Source organism: Arthrobacter celericrescens (assembly GCF_003614925.1).
Lineage (GTDB): Bacteria > Actinomycetota > Actinomycetes > Actinomycetales > Micrococcaceae > Arthrobacter > Arthrobacter celericrescens.
In genome coordinates this window covers 1-15,332 of sequence record NZ_QYLP01000012.1, presented here as the reverse complement: position 1 = coordinate 15,332, position 15,332 = coordinate 1, and the positions used below count along the sequence as shown (strand labels likewise).

11 protein-coding genes and 1 pseudogene are annotated in these 15,332 nt (G+C 68.3%); 7 read left to right on the top strand and 5 right to left on the bottom strand.

The genetic code is table 11. The features are described 5' to 3' along the window. Positions 1–6: 6 nt before the first annotated feature. Complete coding sequence (gene ligA / locus D3654_RS01410) at positions 7–2,319, top strand: NAD-dependent DNA ligase LigA (protein ID WP_120519752.1); 2,313 nt, start codon at positions 7–9, stop codon at positions 2,317–2,319. Further along, positions 2,316–3,140, top strand: a complete 825-nt coding sequence (locus tag D3654_RS01405) for an inositol monophosphatase family protein (RefSeq protein ID WP_120519751.1) — start codon at positions 2,316–2,318, stop codon at positions 3,138–3,140. Before ligA ends, D3654_RS01405 begins: the two co-directional genes overlap by 4 nt. Here the strand turns inward: D3654_RS01405 and D3654_RS01400 are convergent. Further along, positions 3,137–4,501, bottom strand: coding sequence for an LLM class flavin-dependent oxidoreductase (locus D3654_RS01400; RefSeq protein ID WP_120519750.1), 1,365 nt, complete (start codon positions 4,499–4,501; stop codon positions 3,137–3,139). The two genes, D3654_RS01405 and D3654_RS01400, sit on opposite strands and share 4 nt — an antisense overlap. A 274-nt stretch (positions 4,502–4,775) precedes the next feature. Between D3654_RS01400 and D3654_RS01395 the strand changes: the two are divergent. Together D3654_RS01395 and D3654_RS01390 are read left to right on the top strand one after the other, a co-directional pair. Further along, positions 4,776–5,289: pseudogene (locus D3654_RS01395) on the top strand (N-acetyltransferase family protein). 57 nt (positions 5,290–5,346) lie between these two features. Then, positions 5,347–5,730: a RidA family protein gene (locus D3654_RS01390; RefSeq protein ID WP_120519749.1), complete on the top strand. Its 384-nt coding sequence runs from the start codon at positions 5,347–5,349 to the stop codon at positions 5,728–5,730. Positions 5,731–5,811: 81 nt separating this feature from the next. On the opposite strand, the gene D3654_RS01385 is transcribed toward D3654_RS01390, so the two are convergent. Beyond that, complete coding sequence (locus D3654_RS01385) at positions 5,812–7,260, bottom strand: amino acid permease (RefSeq protein WP_120519748.1); 1,449 nt, start codon at positions 7,258–7,260, stop codon at positions 5,812–5,814. Positions 7,261–7,301: 41 nt separating this feature from the next. Beyond that, positions 7,302–8,834, bottom strand: a complete 1,533-nt coding sequence (locus tag D3654_RS01380; RefSeq protein WP_120519747.1) for an aminotransferase class I/II-fold pyridoxal phosphate-dependent enzyme — start codon at positions 8,832–8,834, stop codon at positions 7,302–7,304. A 74-nt stretch (positions 8,835–8,908) separates the two neighbouring features. On the opposite strand from D3654_RS01380, the gene D3654_RS01375 reads away from it, so the two are divergent. After that, the gene (locus D3654_RS01375) at positions 8,909–9,814 is read left to right on the top strand and encodes a LysR family transcriptional regulator (RefSeq protein WP_120519746.1); all 906 of its coding nucleotides are present in this window, start codon (positions 8,909–8,911) and stop codon (positions 9,812–9,814) included. A 9-nt stretch (positions 9,815–9,823) separates the two neighbouring features. Here D3654_RS01375 and D3654_RS01370 read toward each other — a convergent pair whose 3' ends face one another. Then, positions 9,824–10,489 (bottom strand): response regulator, encoded by a 666-nt coding sequence (locus D3654_RS01370; RefSeq protein WP_120519745.1) that lies wholly within the window; start codon positions 10,487–10,489, stop codon positions 9,824–9,826. Continuing rightward, a complete protein-coding gene (locus D3654_RS01365; RefSeq protein WP_245413026.1) occupies positions 10,486–12,231 on the bottom strand; it encodes a sensor histidine kinase in 1,746 nt (581 codons plus the stop codon). Before D3654_RS01365 ends, D3654_RS01370 begins: the two co-directional genes overlap by 4 nt. A 231-nt stretch (positions 12,232–12,462) precedes the next feature. On the opposite strand from D3654_RS01365, the gene D3654_RS01360 reads away from it, so the two are divergent. Together D3654_RS01360 and D3654_RS01355 are read left to right on the top strand one after the other, a co-directional pair. After that, positions 12,463–13,947, top strand: coding sequence for a CitMHS family transporter (locus D3654_RS01360; protein ID WP_120519744.1), 1,485 nt, complete (start codon positions 12,463–12,465; stop codon positions 13,945–13,947). Between the two features lie 177 nt (positions 13,948–14,124). Continuing rightward, positions 14,125–14,970 (top strand): 5'-nucleotidase, lipoprotein e(P4) family, encoded by an 846-nt coding sequence (locus D3654_RS01355; protein ID WP_205571700.1) that lies wholly within the window; start codon positions 14,125–14,127, stop codon positions 14,968–14,970. The last annotated feature ends 362 nt before the right edge of the window (positions 14,971–15,332 follow it).

The window sequence follows — 15,332 nt, the reverse complement described above, 5'->3', positions numbered from 1 at the left end:
AGGAGGGTGAGCACAGCAGAGAGCGTTAGTGGACGCACGCCCGAAACCGTGGAAGCCGCCGACGGGGAGGTCCCCGAGCAGTCGGTCCGCGAAGAGTACGACAACCTTGCCGACCTGGTCCGCAAGCACCGCTACGCGTACTACCAGGAAGATGCGCCCACAGTCTCCGACGCCGAATTCGACGCCCTCTACCGCCGGCTCGAAGAGCTGGAGGCCCTGCACCCCGAACTCGTCTCCAACGACTCGCCCACGCAGGAAGTGGGCGGTGAGGTCTCGGCCGCCTTCGCCGCCGTCGAACACCTGCAACGGATGTACAGCCTGGAGGACGTGTTCTCCCTCGAAGAGCTTGAAGCCTGGGTGCGGAAGGCCGAAGCCTCCGTGGAGAAGCTGGGCGCGAGTGTTCCTGCCATCGCCTGGCTGACCGAACTCAAGATCGACGGCCTGGCCGTGAACCTGCTGTACCGCGACGGCAAGCTGGTCCGGGCCGCCACCCGCGGCGACGGCACCACGGGTGAGGACATCACCCACAACGTGCTCACCATCAAGGAAATCCCGCGCGAACTCAGCGGCTCCGGCTTCCCCGCCGAAGTGGAGATCCGCGGCGAGGTGTTCATCCCGTCCAAGGACTTCGCCGAATTCAACGAGGCCCTGATCGAAGCCGGCAAGGCGCCGCTGGCCAACCCGCGCAACGCCGCTGCGGGTTCGCTGCGACAGAAGGACCCTGCCGAGACCGCCAAGCGACCCCTGCGGATGTTCGTCCACGGCATCGGCGCCCGCGAGGGCCTGGAGGCCACGAGCCAGTCCGAAACCTACAAGCTGCTGGCCGACTGGGGCATGCCGGTCAGCCCGTACCTGAAAGTGCTGCCTTCCTTCGAGGAAGTCCTGGACTTCATCAAGCACTTCGGCGAGCACCGGCACGACCTCCTCCACGAGATCGACGGCATCGTGGTCAAGATCGACGACTTCGCCACCCAGCGCGCCCTCGGCTACACCTCCCGGGTTCCCCGCTGGGCCGTGGCCTACAAGTACCCGCCGGAGGAAGTCCACACGAAGTTGCTGGACATCCAGGTCAACGTCGGCCGCACCGGCCGCGTGACACCGTTCGGGATCATGGAGCCCGTGAAGGTGGCCGGATCCACGGTGGGGATGGCCACGCTGCACAACCAGGACGTGGTGAAGGCCAAGGGCGTCATGATCGGCGACATCGTGGTCCTGCGGAAGGCCGGCGACGTCATCCCGGAGATCGTCGGCCCCGTCCTGGCCCTGCGCGAGCAGCAGGACCCGCCGGTGCGCGAATTCGTCATGCCCACCGAATGCCCTTCCTGTGGGACTCCGCTTGCCCCCGGGAAGGAAGGGGACGTGGACATCCGCTGCCCCAACTCCCGTTCCTGCCCCTCCCAGCTGCGCGAACGCGTCTTCCACGTCGCGGGCCGCGGGGCGTTCGACATTGAGGCCTTGGGCTGGGAAGCGGCGATCGCCCTCACCCAGCCGTCCGCCCCGGAGGTGCCGCCGCTGGAGAACGAGGCCCGGCTGTTCGACCTCACCCCGGAGGACCTGCAGGATGTGATGATCCGCCGGGAGAAGCGCAGCAAGGGCGTGGGCACGGGGGAGTGGGAACTGGTGCCGTACTTCTGGACCAAGCCCACCGCGAAGACCCCGTCCAAGCCCAGCGCCACCACCCAGAAGCTCTTCAAGGAGCTGGAAAAGGCCAAGACCCAGCCGCTGTGGCGCGTCCTCGTGGCACTGTCCATCCGCCACGTCGGCCCCACCGCTTCCCGCGCGCTGGCCACCCGCTACGGTTCGATGGACGCCCTCCTCGCGGCGCTCGACGCGCCGGATGCGCGGGAGCAACTGGCCGAGGTGGACGGCGTGGGCCCGATCATCGCCGACGCCCTCATCGAATGGTTCGCCGTGGACTGGCACCGCGAAATCGTGCAGCGGTGGAAGGACGCCGGCGTGCGCATGGCCGACGAACGCGACGCCTCGGTGCAGCGGAACCTGGAAGGCATGACCATCGTGGTCACCGGAACCCTGCCCACCTTCAGCCGTGACGAAGCCAAGGAAGCCATCATCATCCGCGGCGGCAAGGCTGCCGGTTCGGTCTCGAAGAACACCAGCTACGTGGTGGCCGGGGAGAGCGCCGGTTCGAAGCTCGACAAGGCTGAACAGCTCGGCATTCCGGTCCTGGACGAGGACGGCTTCCGGGCACTGCTTGACGGCACCCTGCCGGGTGCGGACGGCAGCGCCGACTCCGACGGCGATGCCGATCCCGAGGCGACTGTTGAACCCGCCGAAGCCAGCGAAGGAATTGCCGAATGACTGACGCCCTGGAACTCCTAGCCGTCGCCAAGACCGCGGCCGCGGCCGGTGCCGCAGTGCTCGCCACCCGCTCCGCCGCGGGAAGCAGCGGTGCCGGCCTGGACGTCAGCAACAAGGGCGACGCCGGCGACTGGGTGACGGCGTTCGACGTCGCCGCCGAGGAAGCCGTCCGTGCCGCGATCACCGCCGCCCGCCCGCACGACACCATTACGGGCGAGGAGCACGGCACCACCCGGCCGGAAGAAAGCAGCGGATACCGCTGGTCCATCGATCCGCTGGACGGCACCACCAACTTCATCCGGAACATCGTCTACTACGCCACCTCCGTGGCGGTCGCCGGCCCCGACGGCACCTGGCTGGCCGGCGTCGTCCATGCCCCGGCACTGGGCCGGATCTACTCCGCCGCACGCGGCCACGGAGCCTGGCTAGACGTCGCGGGCGGGACCAGCAGGCTGACCGGGCCGGTGCCCGGCCGCGCCGGACTCATCCTCGCCACCGGGTTCAGCTACGACCCCGCCACCCGCTCCAGCCAGCTCAGCGGCCTGCCCGAAATGATGGACGGCTTCGCCGACGTCCGCCGGCTGGGCTCCGCGGCGCTGGACCTGTGCCTGGTGGCGGACGGCAGCCACGACGCCTTCGGTGAACGCGGACTCAACGAGCACGACTTCGCCGCCGGCGCCCTGATCGCCGAAGAGGCCGGGTGCTGGGTCCGCCGCCCCAAGCTGCAAAGCCCGGTGGACGGCGGACCCGAGGACCACGACCGCCTCTCGGCCTGGACCTGCGCGGGGCCGCTGGAGCTCTCGGGCAAGTTCCCGATCTAGAAGCCCGAGCCGATCGAGGTCAGTTGCGGCGCCTCGATCCCGGCGTAGCGGCTGACAGGTCGCTCCAGGCCGTAGTGTCCGCGGAGGGTCGACGCCGTGTATTCGCGGCGGAAGAGGCCGCGCTCCTGCAGGATCGGTACCACCTGGTCCACGAAGGTTTCCAGGCCCGAGGGGAGCACCGGCGGCATGATGTTGAAGCCGTCGGCCGCTCCGCCGTCGAACCATTCCTGGATGGCGTCCGCCACCTGCTCCGCCGTTCCGGCGAAGGTGCGGTGCCCGCGGCCGCCGCCCAGGCGTCCGATCAGCTGCCGCACGGTGAGCTGTTCCCGGCGGGCGAGTTCCACGATGAGGGTGTAGCGGCTCTTGGCGCCCTCGATCTCGTCCTCGGACGGCAGGTCGGCCGGCAGCTGCCGGTCCAGGGGAAGGTCCTCGGGGGCCACGCGGAGGGTCTTGGCAAGCTGCTCCCGGGCGTACTCGGGCTTGATGAGCTCGTCCAGTTCGCGCTCCAACCTGAGGGCTTCCGCCTCGGTCTCGCCGATCACGGGGACAATGCCCGGGAGGATCTTGATGCCTTCCGGATTGCGTCCGACGGCGGCCGTGCGGGCCTTGAGGTCGGCGTAGAACGCCTGCGCGTCGGCAAGGGTCTGGTGCGCGGTGAAGACCGCCTCGGCGTAGCGGGCGGCGAGGTTCTTGCCGTTCTCGGACGAGCCGGCCTGCACGATCAGCGGGTGGCCCTGCGGGGAGCGCGGCACGTTCAGGGGGCCACGGACCCGGAAGTGTTTGCCTTCGTGGTCGATGGTGCGGATCCTGCCGGGGTCGCCCCAGAAACCTTCGGCCTTGTCGGCCACCACCGCGTCGTCGTCCCAGCTGTCCCAGAGCTTCCGGGCAACTTCGATGAACTCGGCGGCGCGTTCGTAACGGACGGCGTGCGCCGGCTGGTCGTCCACGCCGAAGTTGCGGGCGGCGTCGGGCCCGGCCGTGGTGACCACGTTCCAGCCCGCACGGCCGCCGCTCACCCAGTCCACCGAGGCGAAGCGGCGCGCCAGGTTGAAGGGCTCGTTGTAGGTGGTGGAGGCGGTGGCGATGAGTCCGATCTTTTCCGTGGCGCCTGCAATGGCGGTCAGCAGCACGGTGGGCTCCAGCTTGCCCGCCGGACGGCGTCCGACCTCGCCGAACAGCACGGGGGAGTCGGCGAAGAAGATCGAGTCCAGCTTGCCGTGCTCGGCAACGCGCGCGAGGTGCTGGTAGTGGGCGATCCTGGTGTTGGCGAGGGGATCGCTTTCGGGCAGCCGCCACGAGGCTTCGTGGTGGCCGGTGCTCATGAGGAAGGCGTTGAGGTGGAGGGTTCGTCGGGTGCTCATTCGGGGTCCTTTCCTGGGTCCTGGCCGCCAATCAACCACGCCCGCCGCGGCCTCCGCCAGCGATCCGACATCTTCGCGAAACAGCGGGAAACCGGGCTTCACGGCCCGCAACCGGGCTCAACACGGCGCCACGGAAAGCAACACGTGAAGCCACATCGCAAGGCAACACGGCGACGCAACGGAAGTGCCGCCGTCGGGCTCCACAAGTGATAGATCGGTCACGGAAACGCCCGTTTTGGGGGTCCGTGGGACGCCGCGCCACTACCATGGATCAGTGCAAAACCCGATCACCGTCCGTCCCGCCAGGCCCGCAGACTACAACGACGTCGCCCGCATCACGCTCGACTCCTACGTCACCGCCGGCTACTACGGTGATCCGGAGCACCCGTACCTGCGCCAGCTCCAGGACGTGGCAGGGCGTGCCGAACACGCAGACGTGTGGGGTGGCCGAACGCGGCGGCGAAGTCATCGGGTCCGTGACCGTAGCATCGGCCGGCGGTCCCTTCGCGGACATCGCCTACGAGGACGAGCTCGAAATGCGCACCCTCGTGGTGGATCCCGCCGTGCAGCGCTCCGGTGCCGGGAAGACGCTCGTCAAGGCGCTGATGGACCACGCCCGCTCCCGGACCGGCATCAACGCGGTGGCCCTGACCACCGGAGCCACCTGGGAAAGCGCCAACGCCCTGTATCGGGCCACCGGATTCGAGCGGGTCCCGGAGCGGGACTGGTTCGTGCCGGGCACCGACATAAAGCTGTTCGTTTACCGGCGCGAGCTCGGCCAGCCCTAAAGTTTCACCGTAGACCCCGGCCACCGGGCCGGGCTTGGCGGACAGGAGAAGCGCGGCATGCGCAAGACTTACGGTACGGGTTCGGTCTGGGAACAGTCCCTCGGATACTCGCGTGCGGTGCAGGTGGACAACACCCTGTATATTTCCGCCACGGCGGCCTCCGGCCCGGACGGCATCGTGGGCGATGACTTCTACTCCCAGAGCAAGTACATCCTCGAGAAGCTCGGCACCGTGCTGGCCGACGCCGGTTTCTCCTATGAGGACGTGGTGCAGTCGAAGCTGTACCTGACCGACATCAGCAAGTGGGAAGACGCCGGCCGCGCCCACGGCGAAGTCTTCGGCGACATCCGCCCCACCCTGTCCCTGGTGCACGTGCTGCCGTTCCTTGACCCGGAGATGCTGGTCGAGATCGAACTGGTGGCCCAGAAGAGCGCCAACTAAAGCGCGAACGTACAGCTGAGGCCCCGGAATCCGCGATTTCGGGGCCTCAACTGTACGCTCGGGCGTCTGCTGCCCGCCCGGTCAGCGCTCGTCGTCGAGCGGGTGCGGGACCACGGGCACCGGGGACGTCAGGGGCAGCCCGGCCCGCAGGAGACGCTTCTTCTTCAGCTGCCAGAGCACGGCCAGCAGCACGAACCACAGCGGCGTGGCCAGGAACGGCAGGCGGGTGTCTTCACCGATGAACAGCGTCGTTGCAATGAAGGCGAAGAAGGCCAGCACCAGCCAGGGCGCGAACCTGGCCAGCGGCATCCGGAAGCCGGAGGCGGCATGGCGTTCCGGGAAGCGACGGCGGTAGATGATGAAGCTCACCACGATGGAACCCCAGGTGAAGAGCACCAGGGTGGCGCAGACCGAGGAAACGAACGTGAACGCGGCCACCACATTGTCCCCGGCGAACAGCAGCGGGATCGCGGCGAACAGGAAGACGCTGGTGAAGAACACCGCCTTGCGCGGCACGCCGCGGCTGTCCGTCCAGGCAAATCCCTTCGGGGCGTGGCCGTCCTTGGCCAGGCCGTAGAGCATCCGCGTGCCGGAGTACAGCCCCGAGTTGGCGCTGGAGGCGGCCGAGGTGAGCACCACCAGGTTGATGACCAGGGCGGCGATGCCGAAGCCCGCGTAGGCCAGGGTGGTCACGAAGGGGCTCTTTCCAGGCGCGATCCGGTCCCACGGCGTGATGGTCATGATGATGGTCAGCGCGCCCACGTAGAACACCAGGATCCGGGCCACGATCGAATTGATGGCCTTCGGCAGGGTCTTCCGGGGCGACTCGGTCTCGGCCGCGGCGGTGCCCACCAGTTCGACGCCGATGAAGGAGAAAATGCCCATCTGGAAGCCGAGGATGAAGCCGCTGAGGCCGAAGGGGAACATTCCGCCGCGCTCCCAGAGGTTGGCCAGCGAGGCGTGGGTTCCGGTGTCCGGGTTCTGGAAGCCGGTGAACAGCAGCACCAGGCCGGTGGCGATCAGCCCCACGATGGCCACGATTTTCACCACGGCGAACCAGAACTCGGTTTCGCCGAAGTATTTCACCGGCTGGAAGTTCAGCACGATGAGCACCACAGCGGCGATCAGCGCGGGCACCCACGACGGGACGCCGGGATCCAGGTAAGCCACGTAGCCGGTGATCGCCACGATGTCCGCCACGCACGCCACCACCCAGGAAAACCAGTAGGTCCAGGAGACGAAGAACCCGGCCCACGGCCCGATCAGGTCCTTGGCGATGTCGCCGAAGGTCTTGTAGTGCAGGTTGGAGAGCAGCAGCTCGCCCAGGGCGCGCATGACGAAGAAGATCATGAAGCCGATCACCAAGTAGACGAGGATCACCGCGGGGCCGGTGACGCTGATCATCTTCCCGGAGCCCATGAACAGGCCGGTGCCGATGGCGCCGCCGATCGCCATGAGCTGCAGGTGCCGGTTCTTGAGGCCGCGTTCGAGTTCGTCGCGCGGGGCATGGGTAATGGTTGGTGCGGACATGGGTGTCCTCCTGTGGGATGGGTTGGGGTCGGGGCGCAGGCTTAGCGTGCGACGACGCGGAAGGTGTCAAGCGCGGGGTCGTTGGCACCGCGCACATAGCCGGACGGCGCCGCCGCGGTACCGCGCAGGAACGCGATGGAACCGGCGCCCAGGACCTCGCCGGGCAGCACGTTCGGGATGCCCGGGGGATAGGCGGCCAGGGAATCGGCGGAGATCCGGCCCTCGGCTTCCTGCCACGGAACGGTTTCCACGGCGCTGAAGAACGCTTCCTGCAGTCCCATCCGGCGCTCGCCTGCCGGCGGCACGGCACGCATCCGTTCGGGCTCGCTTTCCGCCTGCGGGAGTGCGTGCAGCGCCGTGAGGAAGCGTTCGACGTCGGCCGGTGCGGTGGCGCCGACCAGCAGCAGGAGCGCCGCGGGCGTGGCGAGTTCGCAGTAGATGCGGTGGTCCCGGATGAGCCGGTACTGGGCGTCGGTGCCGGTGATGCCGGCGCCGCGGGTGTCGATGACGATCTTGAAGGGATCGTTGGCCACGGCGTCGGGGCTGGCGAGGATGTCCGGGGTGGCGTCCCGGAAGCGGGCGCTGGCACGCACGGCGGCACGGATCGCCTCCGCGGACGCCAGGGCCTTGCCGATCATCTCCGGCCCGTTGACCACCAGGTGCCGCCGGGCCTCGTCCAAGGAGGCCAGGAGCAACGCACTGCAGCTGGTGGACTGGAAGGAACGCACCACGCGGTCCACCAAGGACTCCAGTTTCCGGGCGTGCGGGCCGTGGCCCAGGTGCAGCATGGCGGACTGGGTGAGCGACCCGGCGCCCTTGTGGGTGCTGGAGATGACCAGGTCCGCCCCGGCCCGGACGGCGTTGACCGGCAGGGACGGGTGCAGGCCGAAATGCGAACCCCAGGCCTCGTCCACGATCAGCGGGACCCCGTGCCGGTGCGCCACCGCGCTGATCGCGGCAATGTCGGCGACTGCGCCGAAGTAGCTGGGGCTGACTAGGTACACCGCCGCGCTGTCCGGGTGGGCTGCCAAGGCTTCCTCGACCTGCCCGGCGGTGACGCCGTGCGCGGAGCCGAGTCCGGCGTCGACGGCGCCCTGCACGAAATGCGGCTCCAGTCCCACATGGGTGATGCCGTCGATCACGCTGGAGTGCACGCTGCGCTGGACCACGAACTCCTTCCCCAGGGCCCGCACCACAGTGGTGGCGATGTGGTTCCCGCCGGACGCGCCGTTGGTGAGGAACCAGGTCCGGGACGCGCCCCAGGCGTCGGCCGCGAGGGCCTGGGCCTGCATGAGGGGCGTCTCGCGTCCGGAGGACACGAGCCGCCAGTCCTGCTGGTCGATGCCGCTGAACAGCATCGGGAAGTCCATGGCCAGGGCCTCAGGTCCCACCAGGGACGCGACGCCGGGGGAGTTGCCGCCGCGGCCCTGGTGTGCGGGAACGTGCAGGCGCTGCCAGTCATGGGAGGCCAGGGAGCGGAGCGCATCGGCGTACGGGGCGGTGGCCTGGGAGGGGGAAACGAGGGTGGATGCAAGGGAAGGCGCCGGCGCGGCGGAGGGGGAAATCAGGGGCATGACATGAACGTTAGTGAGCCCGCATCACCTAGGGAATATCATGTTTTCGTACTGTTCAACATAGTGAGTATGTGATGATCAATCTCCAGCAACTGACCGTCCTCCTCGCCGTCCGGGAGCACGGGAGCCTTACCAAGGCGGCCGAAGCCATGCAGTACGGCGTCCCCACGGTGACCCACCACCTCAACACTTTGGAGCGCCACCTCAAGGTGCGCCTCGTGGAACGCGACCGGCGCGGCGCCACGCTGACGCCCCTCGGTACGGCGTTCGCGGAGGAAGCCGAGCAGATCCTCCGGAGGGTCGGCCAGGCCGAGCGGCTCGTGGCCGAACAACGCGAAGCCGGTCTGGTCACCCTGCGCGTGGGCACCTTCGCCTCCATCGGTTCCCGGCTGCTGCCTTCCGCCATCGCCGAACTGCAGGAGCGCGTGCGGGTCCGCGTGGAGGTCATCGAGGCCGAGCCCACCGAAGTGGTGCGCCTTCTCCTGGCAGGGGAGGTCCACGCCGGTCTCATCTATGAGGCCGAGGACGATCCCGCCTTCGTATCGGCCGAACTGGCGGTGGTGCCGCTCCTGGTGGAGCCGTACCGCGTGATGCTGTCCCGGAACAGCGCGCTGGCCGCCCGGGACGTGCTCGATTTCGCGCAGCTGGACGGCGAAGCCTGGATCCACAGCAGGAACGACGACGAGGCCTCCGACCGCGTCCTGAAGAAGACCTTCAGCCTGGTGGGCCGCCAGCCCCGGGAGCTCATGCGCACCGACGACCTCAACATGATCCACGGCCTCGTGGCGCAGGGCCTGGGGCTGGCACTGAGCACCGAGACCGCCGTCGACACGCGCTTCGACGTCACGCTCCGCCCGGCCGTCCAGGACCTCGGGAAGCGGCGGGTTTCCTTCATCACCCTGAACCGGGCGGTGCCTCCTGCGGTTACGCTGCTGGAGCGGCTCCTGAAGGAGCGGACGGCGGGAACCGGCTCAGCCTGAAGGCCGGACTCAGCGCCGGCCGGGCACTCCGTAGCGATGCTCGGGGCGGCCGGTGGTGCCGTAGCGGAGCTGGATCTCGACGGCGCCGTCGTCAGCGAGTGAGGAAAGGTACCGTTGCGCGGTGGCCCGGGAGACCCCCACCCGTTCCGCGACTTCCGCGGCGGAGTACTGCTCGCCGGGCTCGAGCGATTCCAGCACCGCGGACTCGGTGGCCGTGCGCGGCTTGCCCGACGTCGAGACCTCCCCGGCGAACAGCGCCCGCCGGGCCTTCTCGATGGTGTCCTGGTCCACCGCCTGCTGCCGGTCCAGGATCCGCCGATAGCGGGCGTACGCCCGCAGCTGCTGGGCAAGGGCCTCGGCCGTGAAGGGCTTCAGCAGGTACGCCAGGGCGCCGCGGCGGGTGGCCGTGCGGATGGACACGGCGTCTGACGCGGCCGTGAGCATCATGGCGTCCACGTCCAGCTGCCCCAGCAGGTCCAGGCCCGAACCGTCCGGCAGGTAGACATCCAGCAGCACCAAATCCGGCCGCAGGCTGTGCACCGACTGCAGCGCCTGCGCGGTGGTTCCGGCCGGGCTCAGTGCCAGGAATCCGGCCACCGAATCTACGTAGGCCGCGTGCAGCCGAGCCACGTGGAAGTCGTCGTCGACGATCAGCACCCTCAGGTCCGTGCTCACTGTTCCTCCTCCGTTTGCTCGCCGTCCGTGCCGGGCAGGGCGGTGGTGGTGCCCGGCAGTGATGCCATGAAGACCGCTCCCGGCCCGCCCGGCGTTCCCGGATCCAGCAACCGCACGTCGCCGCCCCGGCGGCGCGCCAGCTTCCGGCTCAGCGCGAGCCCCAGGCCGTGGCCCCCGGCACCCGCACCATCCGGGGCGGCCGTGGTGAACCCCTCGGCGAACACCTCCTCCGGGCCGCTGCCGGCCAGCCCGTCGCCGGAGTCCGCGACGACGATGTGCAGTGTGCCGCCGTCGTCCCCATTTGGCGGTTCGTCAAGCAGTTCCACCTCCACCCAGCACTCCGTAGCGGAACCGGCGACGGCGGCGTTCACGGCGTTGTCGATCAGGTTGCCGAGCACGGTGGTGACGTCCTGCGGGTCAGTGACGGTCCCGCGCACCAGGGTTTCGGGGCCGATCCGCAGCACCACGCCGCGCTCGTCCGCCCCCACGCTCTTGGCCCCGATGAAGGCCTGCAGGTAGGGATCCTGCAGCAGACCCGCCTGATGCACCGGGAAGGTCAGCGGGCCCGTCTCGGAGATCTTCGCGAGGTACTCCTTGGCCTGTTCGCTGTGTCCGATGCTGAGGAAGCCGGCGATCGTGTGCAGCTGGTTGGCGAATTCGTGGCGCTGGGCGCGCAGGGCCGTGGACATGGTGCCGACGGCGTCCAGCTGCCGGGTGAGCTGCTGCAGTTCGGTGCGGTCGCGCAGCATGACCACCCAGCCGAGGTCTTCCTTGCGATGCAAAGCCTTGCGGGCGTTGACCACCAGCACCCGCCCGGCGGCCAGGATTTCCGCGGCCTCGGCGTCGTGCATGGCGTCCCGGGTGAGGTCCCTCAGCTGTTCGGGCACGACGGCGGCCGCCCACGGCTGCCCGATCCGCACCGACGCGGTGGCAGGGGAGGCGGAGGGGCCGCCGTCGTCGTCGGGAATCTCCAGCAGCCGCCGCGCGGCGGCGTTGAACACCGTGATGCGGCCGTCGGCCGAGACGCCGATGACGCCGTCGTCCACGCCCTGCAGGACCGCCACCTGGTCGTGGACCAGCGTGCTGATTTCTTCCGGCTCCAGGCCGAGGGTGAGCCGCTGCAGCCGGCGGCGCAGCAGGAACGAGGCGAGCACACCGGCCAGCAGCGCGCCGGCGGCGGTGAGGGCAATGGGCATGATGTCCTGGCGCAGGCTCTGGCTCAGGGACTCGATGGAGTAGCCCACGCTGACTTCGCCCACCACGGTGCCGGAGCCGGGCGCATACACGGGCACCTTGGCGCCCGCGGACGGGCCGAGGGTGCCGGTGTTCCGGGTGGTGACTTCGTTGCCGGCCAAGGCCTCGGACGGGTCGGTGCTGACGCGCTCGCCGAGCCGCTCGGGTTCCGGATGGGCCAGCCGCAGCCCGGTCTCGTCCGTCACCACCACGAACAGCGCACCGGTGCGGGTCCGGGCGGCTTCCGCCGCCGCCATGATGGGCCCCTTGGCCAGTTCGCCGGCCGGGGGAGTGCCGGTCTGCCTGCTGATCGCGTCCACCTCGGTGCGGATTTCCGGCGCCGAGGCCACCGTACGGGCCAGCGTGAGTGCCTGGTTCTCCGCTTCCACGCCGATCCGCTGGTACACCAGCCAGGCGTGCACCGCGCCGCTGAGCAAAACCACCAGGAGCACGACGCCGAGCTGCAGCAGCAGTGTCTGGGTGGAGAACCGCATGGCGAGCCGTGGCATGGGCAACCTTTCCGCCTGCGTGGACTGTTTCCAGGCCGGCGGAGCCTTCAGCGGCGGCGCTGGCACGGGTGGGACTTCCCCTCCATTGAATCACTGAGCAAAATGAGCAAAATGCTGGCAATGAGCAGTATGCCAATCAATTCCGGCAAACCCCGGGATGTGATGCAGCTCGCCCTACATTCGTAATGCGCACCACACCGACGTGATGCCATTCATAGTTAGGAGCCGGCCGTGCTGGTACTGCTTGGATTCGCCATGATCGCGGTTTTCATGGCCTTGATCATGACGAAGAAGTTGACGCCGGTCCTGGCGCTGATCATCGTCCCGACCGTTTTCGGCCTGTTCGCGGGCGCCGGGCTCGGCATCGGCGACATGGTGATGGATTCGATGAAGTCCATGACGTCCACGGCCGCGCTGCTGATGTTCGCGATCGTGTATTTCGGCCTGATGATCGACGTCGGACTCTTCGACCCGCTGGTGAAATTCATCATCCGCAAGCTCGGCAACGACCCCGCCAAGGTTGTCCTCGGCACGGCGATCCTCGCTGCCGCGGTGTCCCTGGACGGCGACGGCTCCACCACCTTCATCCTCACCACCGCCGCGATGCTGCCGGTCTACCTTCGCCTGAAGATGAGCCCCGTGGTCCTGACCTGCGTGGCGGGCCTGGCCAACGGCACCATGAACATCCTTCCGTGGGGCGGCCCCACCGCCCGCGCCGCCACCGCCCTGAAGATCGACGTCAACGACGTCTTCGTCCCGATGGTCCCGGCCCTCATCGCCGGCCTGCTGGTTGTCTTCGCCTTCGCCTGGCTGATGGGCCTGCAGGAGCGCAACCGCCTCCGCGCCTCCGCTCCGGAAATCTGGGGCGAGTTCGCCGACCTCGATGACGCGTTCGACGGCGGCAAGGGCGCCAGCGCTGCCGGCGGCACCTCCCGCGGCGGTTCCGGCCGTCCGTCCGGCGCCCGTGTTTCCGGCACCGGTGTCTCCGGCAACGGCGGCGGCGTCGCCGTCCTGGAACGCGAAGACACCGCCCTCCTGGTGGACGAGCAGGATTCCGCCATGGCAGACACCGCCCTGGACCCGAACCGTCCCACCCTGCGCCCCAAGCTGTTCTGGTTCAACCTCGGCCTCACCGCCGCCGTCATGGTCATGCTGGTCCTGGACCTGGTGCCGTTGCCCTACGTCTTCATGGTCGGCTCCGCGATCGCCCTGCTGGTGAACTTCCCGAAGGTCAAGGACCAGGGCGCCCAGCTGATCGCCCACGCCCCGTCGATCGTCGCCGTCGTCAGCATGGTCATGGCCGCCGCCGTCCTCACCGGCGTGCTGAACGGCACCGGCATGGTCAAGGAAATGTCCGCCTGGCTCGTCCAGATCATCCCCACCGAACTCGGCCCGTTCATGGGCGTCATCACCGGCCTGCTGAGCATCCCGATGACGTTCTTCATGAGCAATGACGCCTTCTACTTCGGCGTCCTGCCGGTCCTGAGCGAAACGGCCGCCCACTACGGGGTCGGCGCGGCCGATATGGCCCGCGCCTCCATCACCGGCCAGCCCTTCCACATGCAGAGCCCGCTGGTCCCGGCCATCCTGCTGCTGGTGTCGCTGTCCAAGGTGGAACTGGGCGACCACCACAAGAAGGTCCTGTGGCGCTCCGCGGCCGTCTCCCTGGTCATGCTCGGCGTGGGCATGCTGACCGGAGCCGTCGGCATCGGCTAAGACCCTTCACCACCCCCAACGCGGGGTCGCTTACGGCCCATCCAGGCACTCTGGATGGGCCGTAAGTGACCCCGCGTTGTGTCATCTCGACATATTCAGGCGGAATCTGGTTACTGCAGATAAACATTGGTTTACTAACGAGCGTGACAACGAGGTCACCGTGATCAAGGAGGCCCAATGGGTATCGAACGCCGGACCATGCTGAAAGGGCTGGGTGCAGGTTCAGTGGCAGGAGGGCTGGCGATGTTCGCCGCCGCCCCGGCCAGGGCCGACGCATCTCCGGAAGCGCAGAACATCCTTTCCGCCGCAGTGGCATGGCGGGTGACAGCCGCCGAGCGGGAGATGCTGTACCGGCAAGCCTTCAACATCGCCCGCGACCGGCTCGACAACGCGCTCCGCGGCGTCGGCCAGGAGCGGCGCGGAGCCAAGCCGCTGGCTTTCATTTCCGACGTCGACGACACTGTGCTGTCCTCCAACTCCTATTGGGAGATGCTGATCTCCGCGGGCAAGCAAGCGTTCGACGACGAGCTGTGGGACGCCTGGGTCCGGGAGAACGGCCCCACCGCCACTCCCGGCGCCGTCGAGTTCACCCGCTACGCCGAAAGCCGCGGCGTGGAGGTCTTCTACGTTTCCCAGCGCGACCAGGGCCCGGACACCCAGCAGATCGGCGTCGCGAACCTGCGGCACGCCGGCCTGGCCTACGCCGATGACGAGCACGCGATTTTCCAGCGCGAATCCTCCAACAAGGAACCGGCTCAGCAGGCCATTGCGGACAAGTATGAGGTCATCGCGTTCCTGGGCGACAACCTCAACGACTTTAGCCGCCGCTACTACGTGAAGTCTGTCGAAGAACGCCGCACCCTCGCCGCCGAGGACGCCGAGCGCTTCGGCCGCGACTTCATCCTCTTCCCGAACAACACGGACGGCCACTGGATGCGCGCCATCTTCGGCACCAGCGAACCCGCGGACACCCCGGAATACCGCGCCCGAATGCTCCTGGCGGCCCAGGGCAAGGTCCTCTAAACCCCAAAAACAGACCCCCAAAACACAAAGCAGGACGGCAAGTGCAAAGGGTGCACCCGCCGTCCTGCTTTGTGTTGATACGGCGCTGGAACAGGCGACGGAAGAAGGCCAACTGCGCAACGACGGAAAGGCGACAAACGCACACCGGCGGCGGGGGCAGGCATCCGGAAGCGTGCGTCTAAGCGAGGAACGAGCGAGCACGCGGAGGATGGCTGTTCTGCAGCCGGAAGCCAGCCACGGCTGACAGCCGGAAGGCGAGCACACCGGTGGTCGCCTAGGGCGTGTCTCCTAAAGCTGTCAGCCAGGGTCCGGGATGCTTGATGGGTGTCTCGTGATTCTGTTTTGACTGATGCCCAGTGGTC

What these genes read in the sequence shown, in the direction of transcription:
- D3654_RS01405 (WP_120519751.1), top strand. Translation starts at nt 2,316, where the DNA reads ATGACTGACGCCCTGGAACTCCTAGCCGTCGCCAAGACCGCGGCCGCG.
- D3654_RS01375 (WP_120519746.1), top strand. Translation starts at nt 8,909, where the DNA reads ATGATCAATCTCCAGCAACTGACCGTCCTCCTCGCCGTCCGGGAGCAC.
- D3654_RS01385 (WP_120519748.1), bottom strand. Translation starts at nt 7,260, where the DNA reads ATGTCCGCACCAACCATTACCCATGCCCCGCGCGACGAACTCGAACGC.
- D3654_RS01355 (WP_205571700.1), top strand. Translation starts at nt 14,125, where the DNA reads ATGGGTATCGAACGCCGGACCATGCTGAAAGGGCTGGGTGCAGGTTCA.
- D3654_RS01400 (WP_120519750.1), bottom strand. Translation starts at nt 4,501, where the DNA reads ATGAGCACCCGACGAACCCTCCACCTCAACGCCTTCCTCATGAGCACC.
- D3654_RS01380 (WP_120519747.1), bottom strand. Translation starts at nt 8,834, where the DNA reads ATGCCCCTGATTTCCCCCTCCGCCGCGCCGGCGCCTTCCCTTGCATCC.
- D3654_RS01365 (WP_245413026.1), bottom strand. Translation starts at nt 12,231, where the DNA reads ATGCCACGGCTCGCCATGCGGTTCTCCACCCAGACACTGCTGCTGCAG.
- D3654_RS01390 (WP_120519749.1), top strand. Translation starts at nt 5,347, where the DNA reads ATGCGCAAGACTTACGGTACGGGTTCGGTCTGGGAACAGTCCCTCGGA.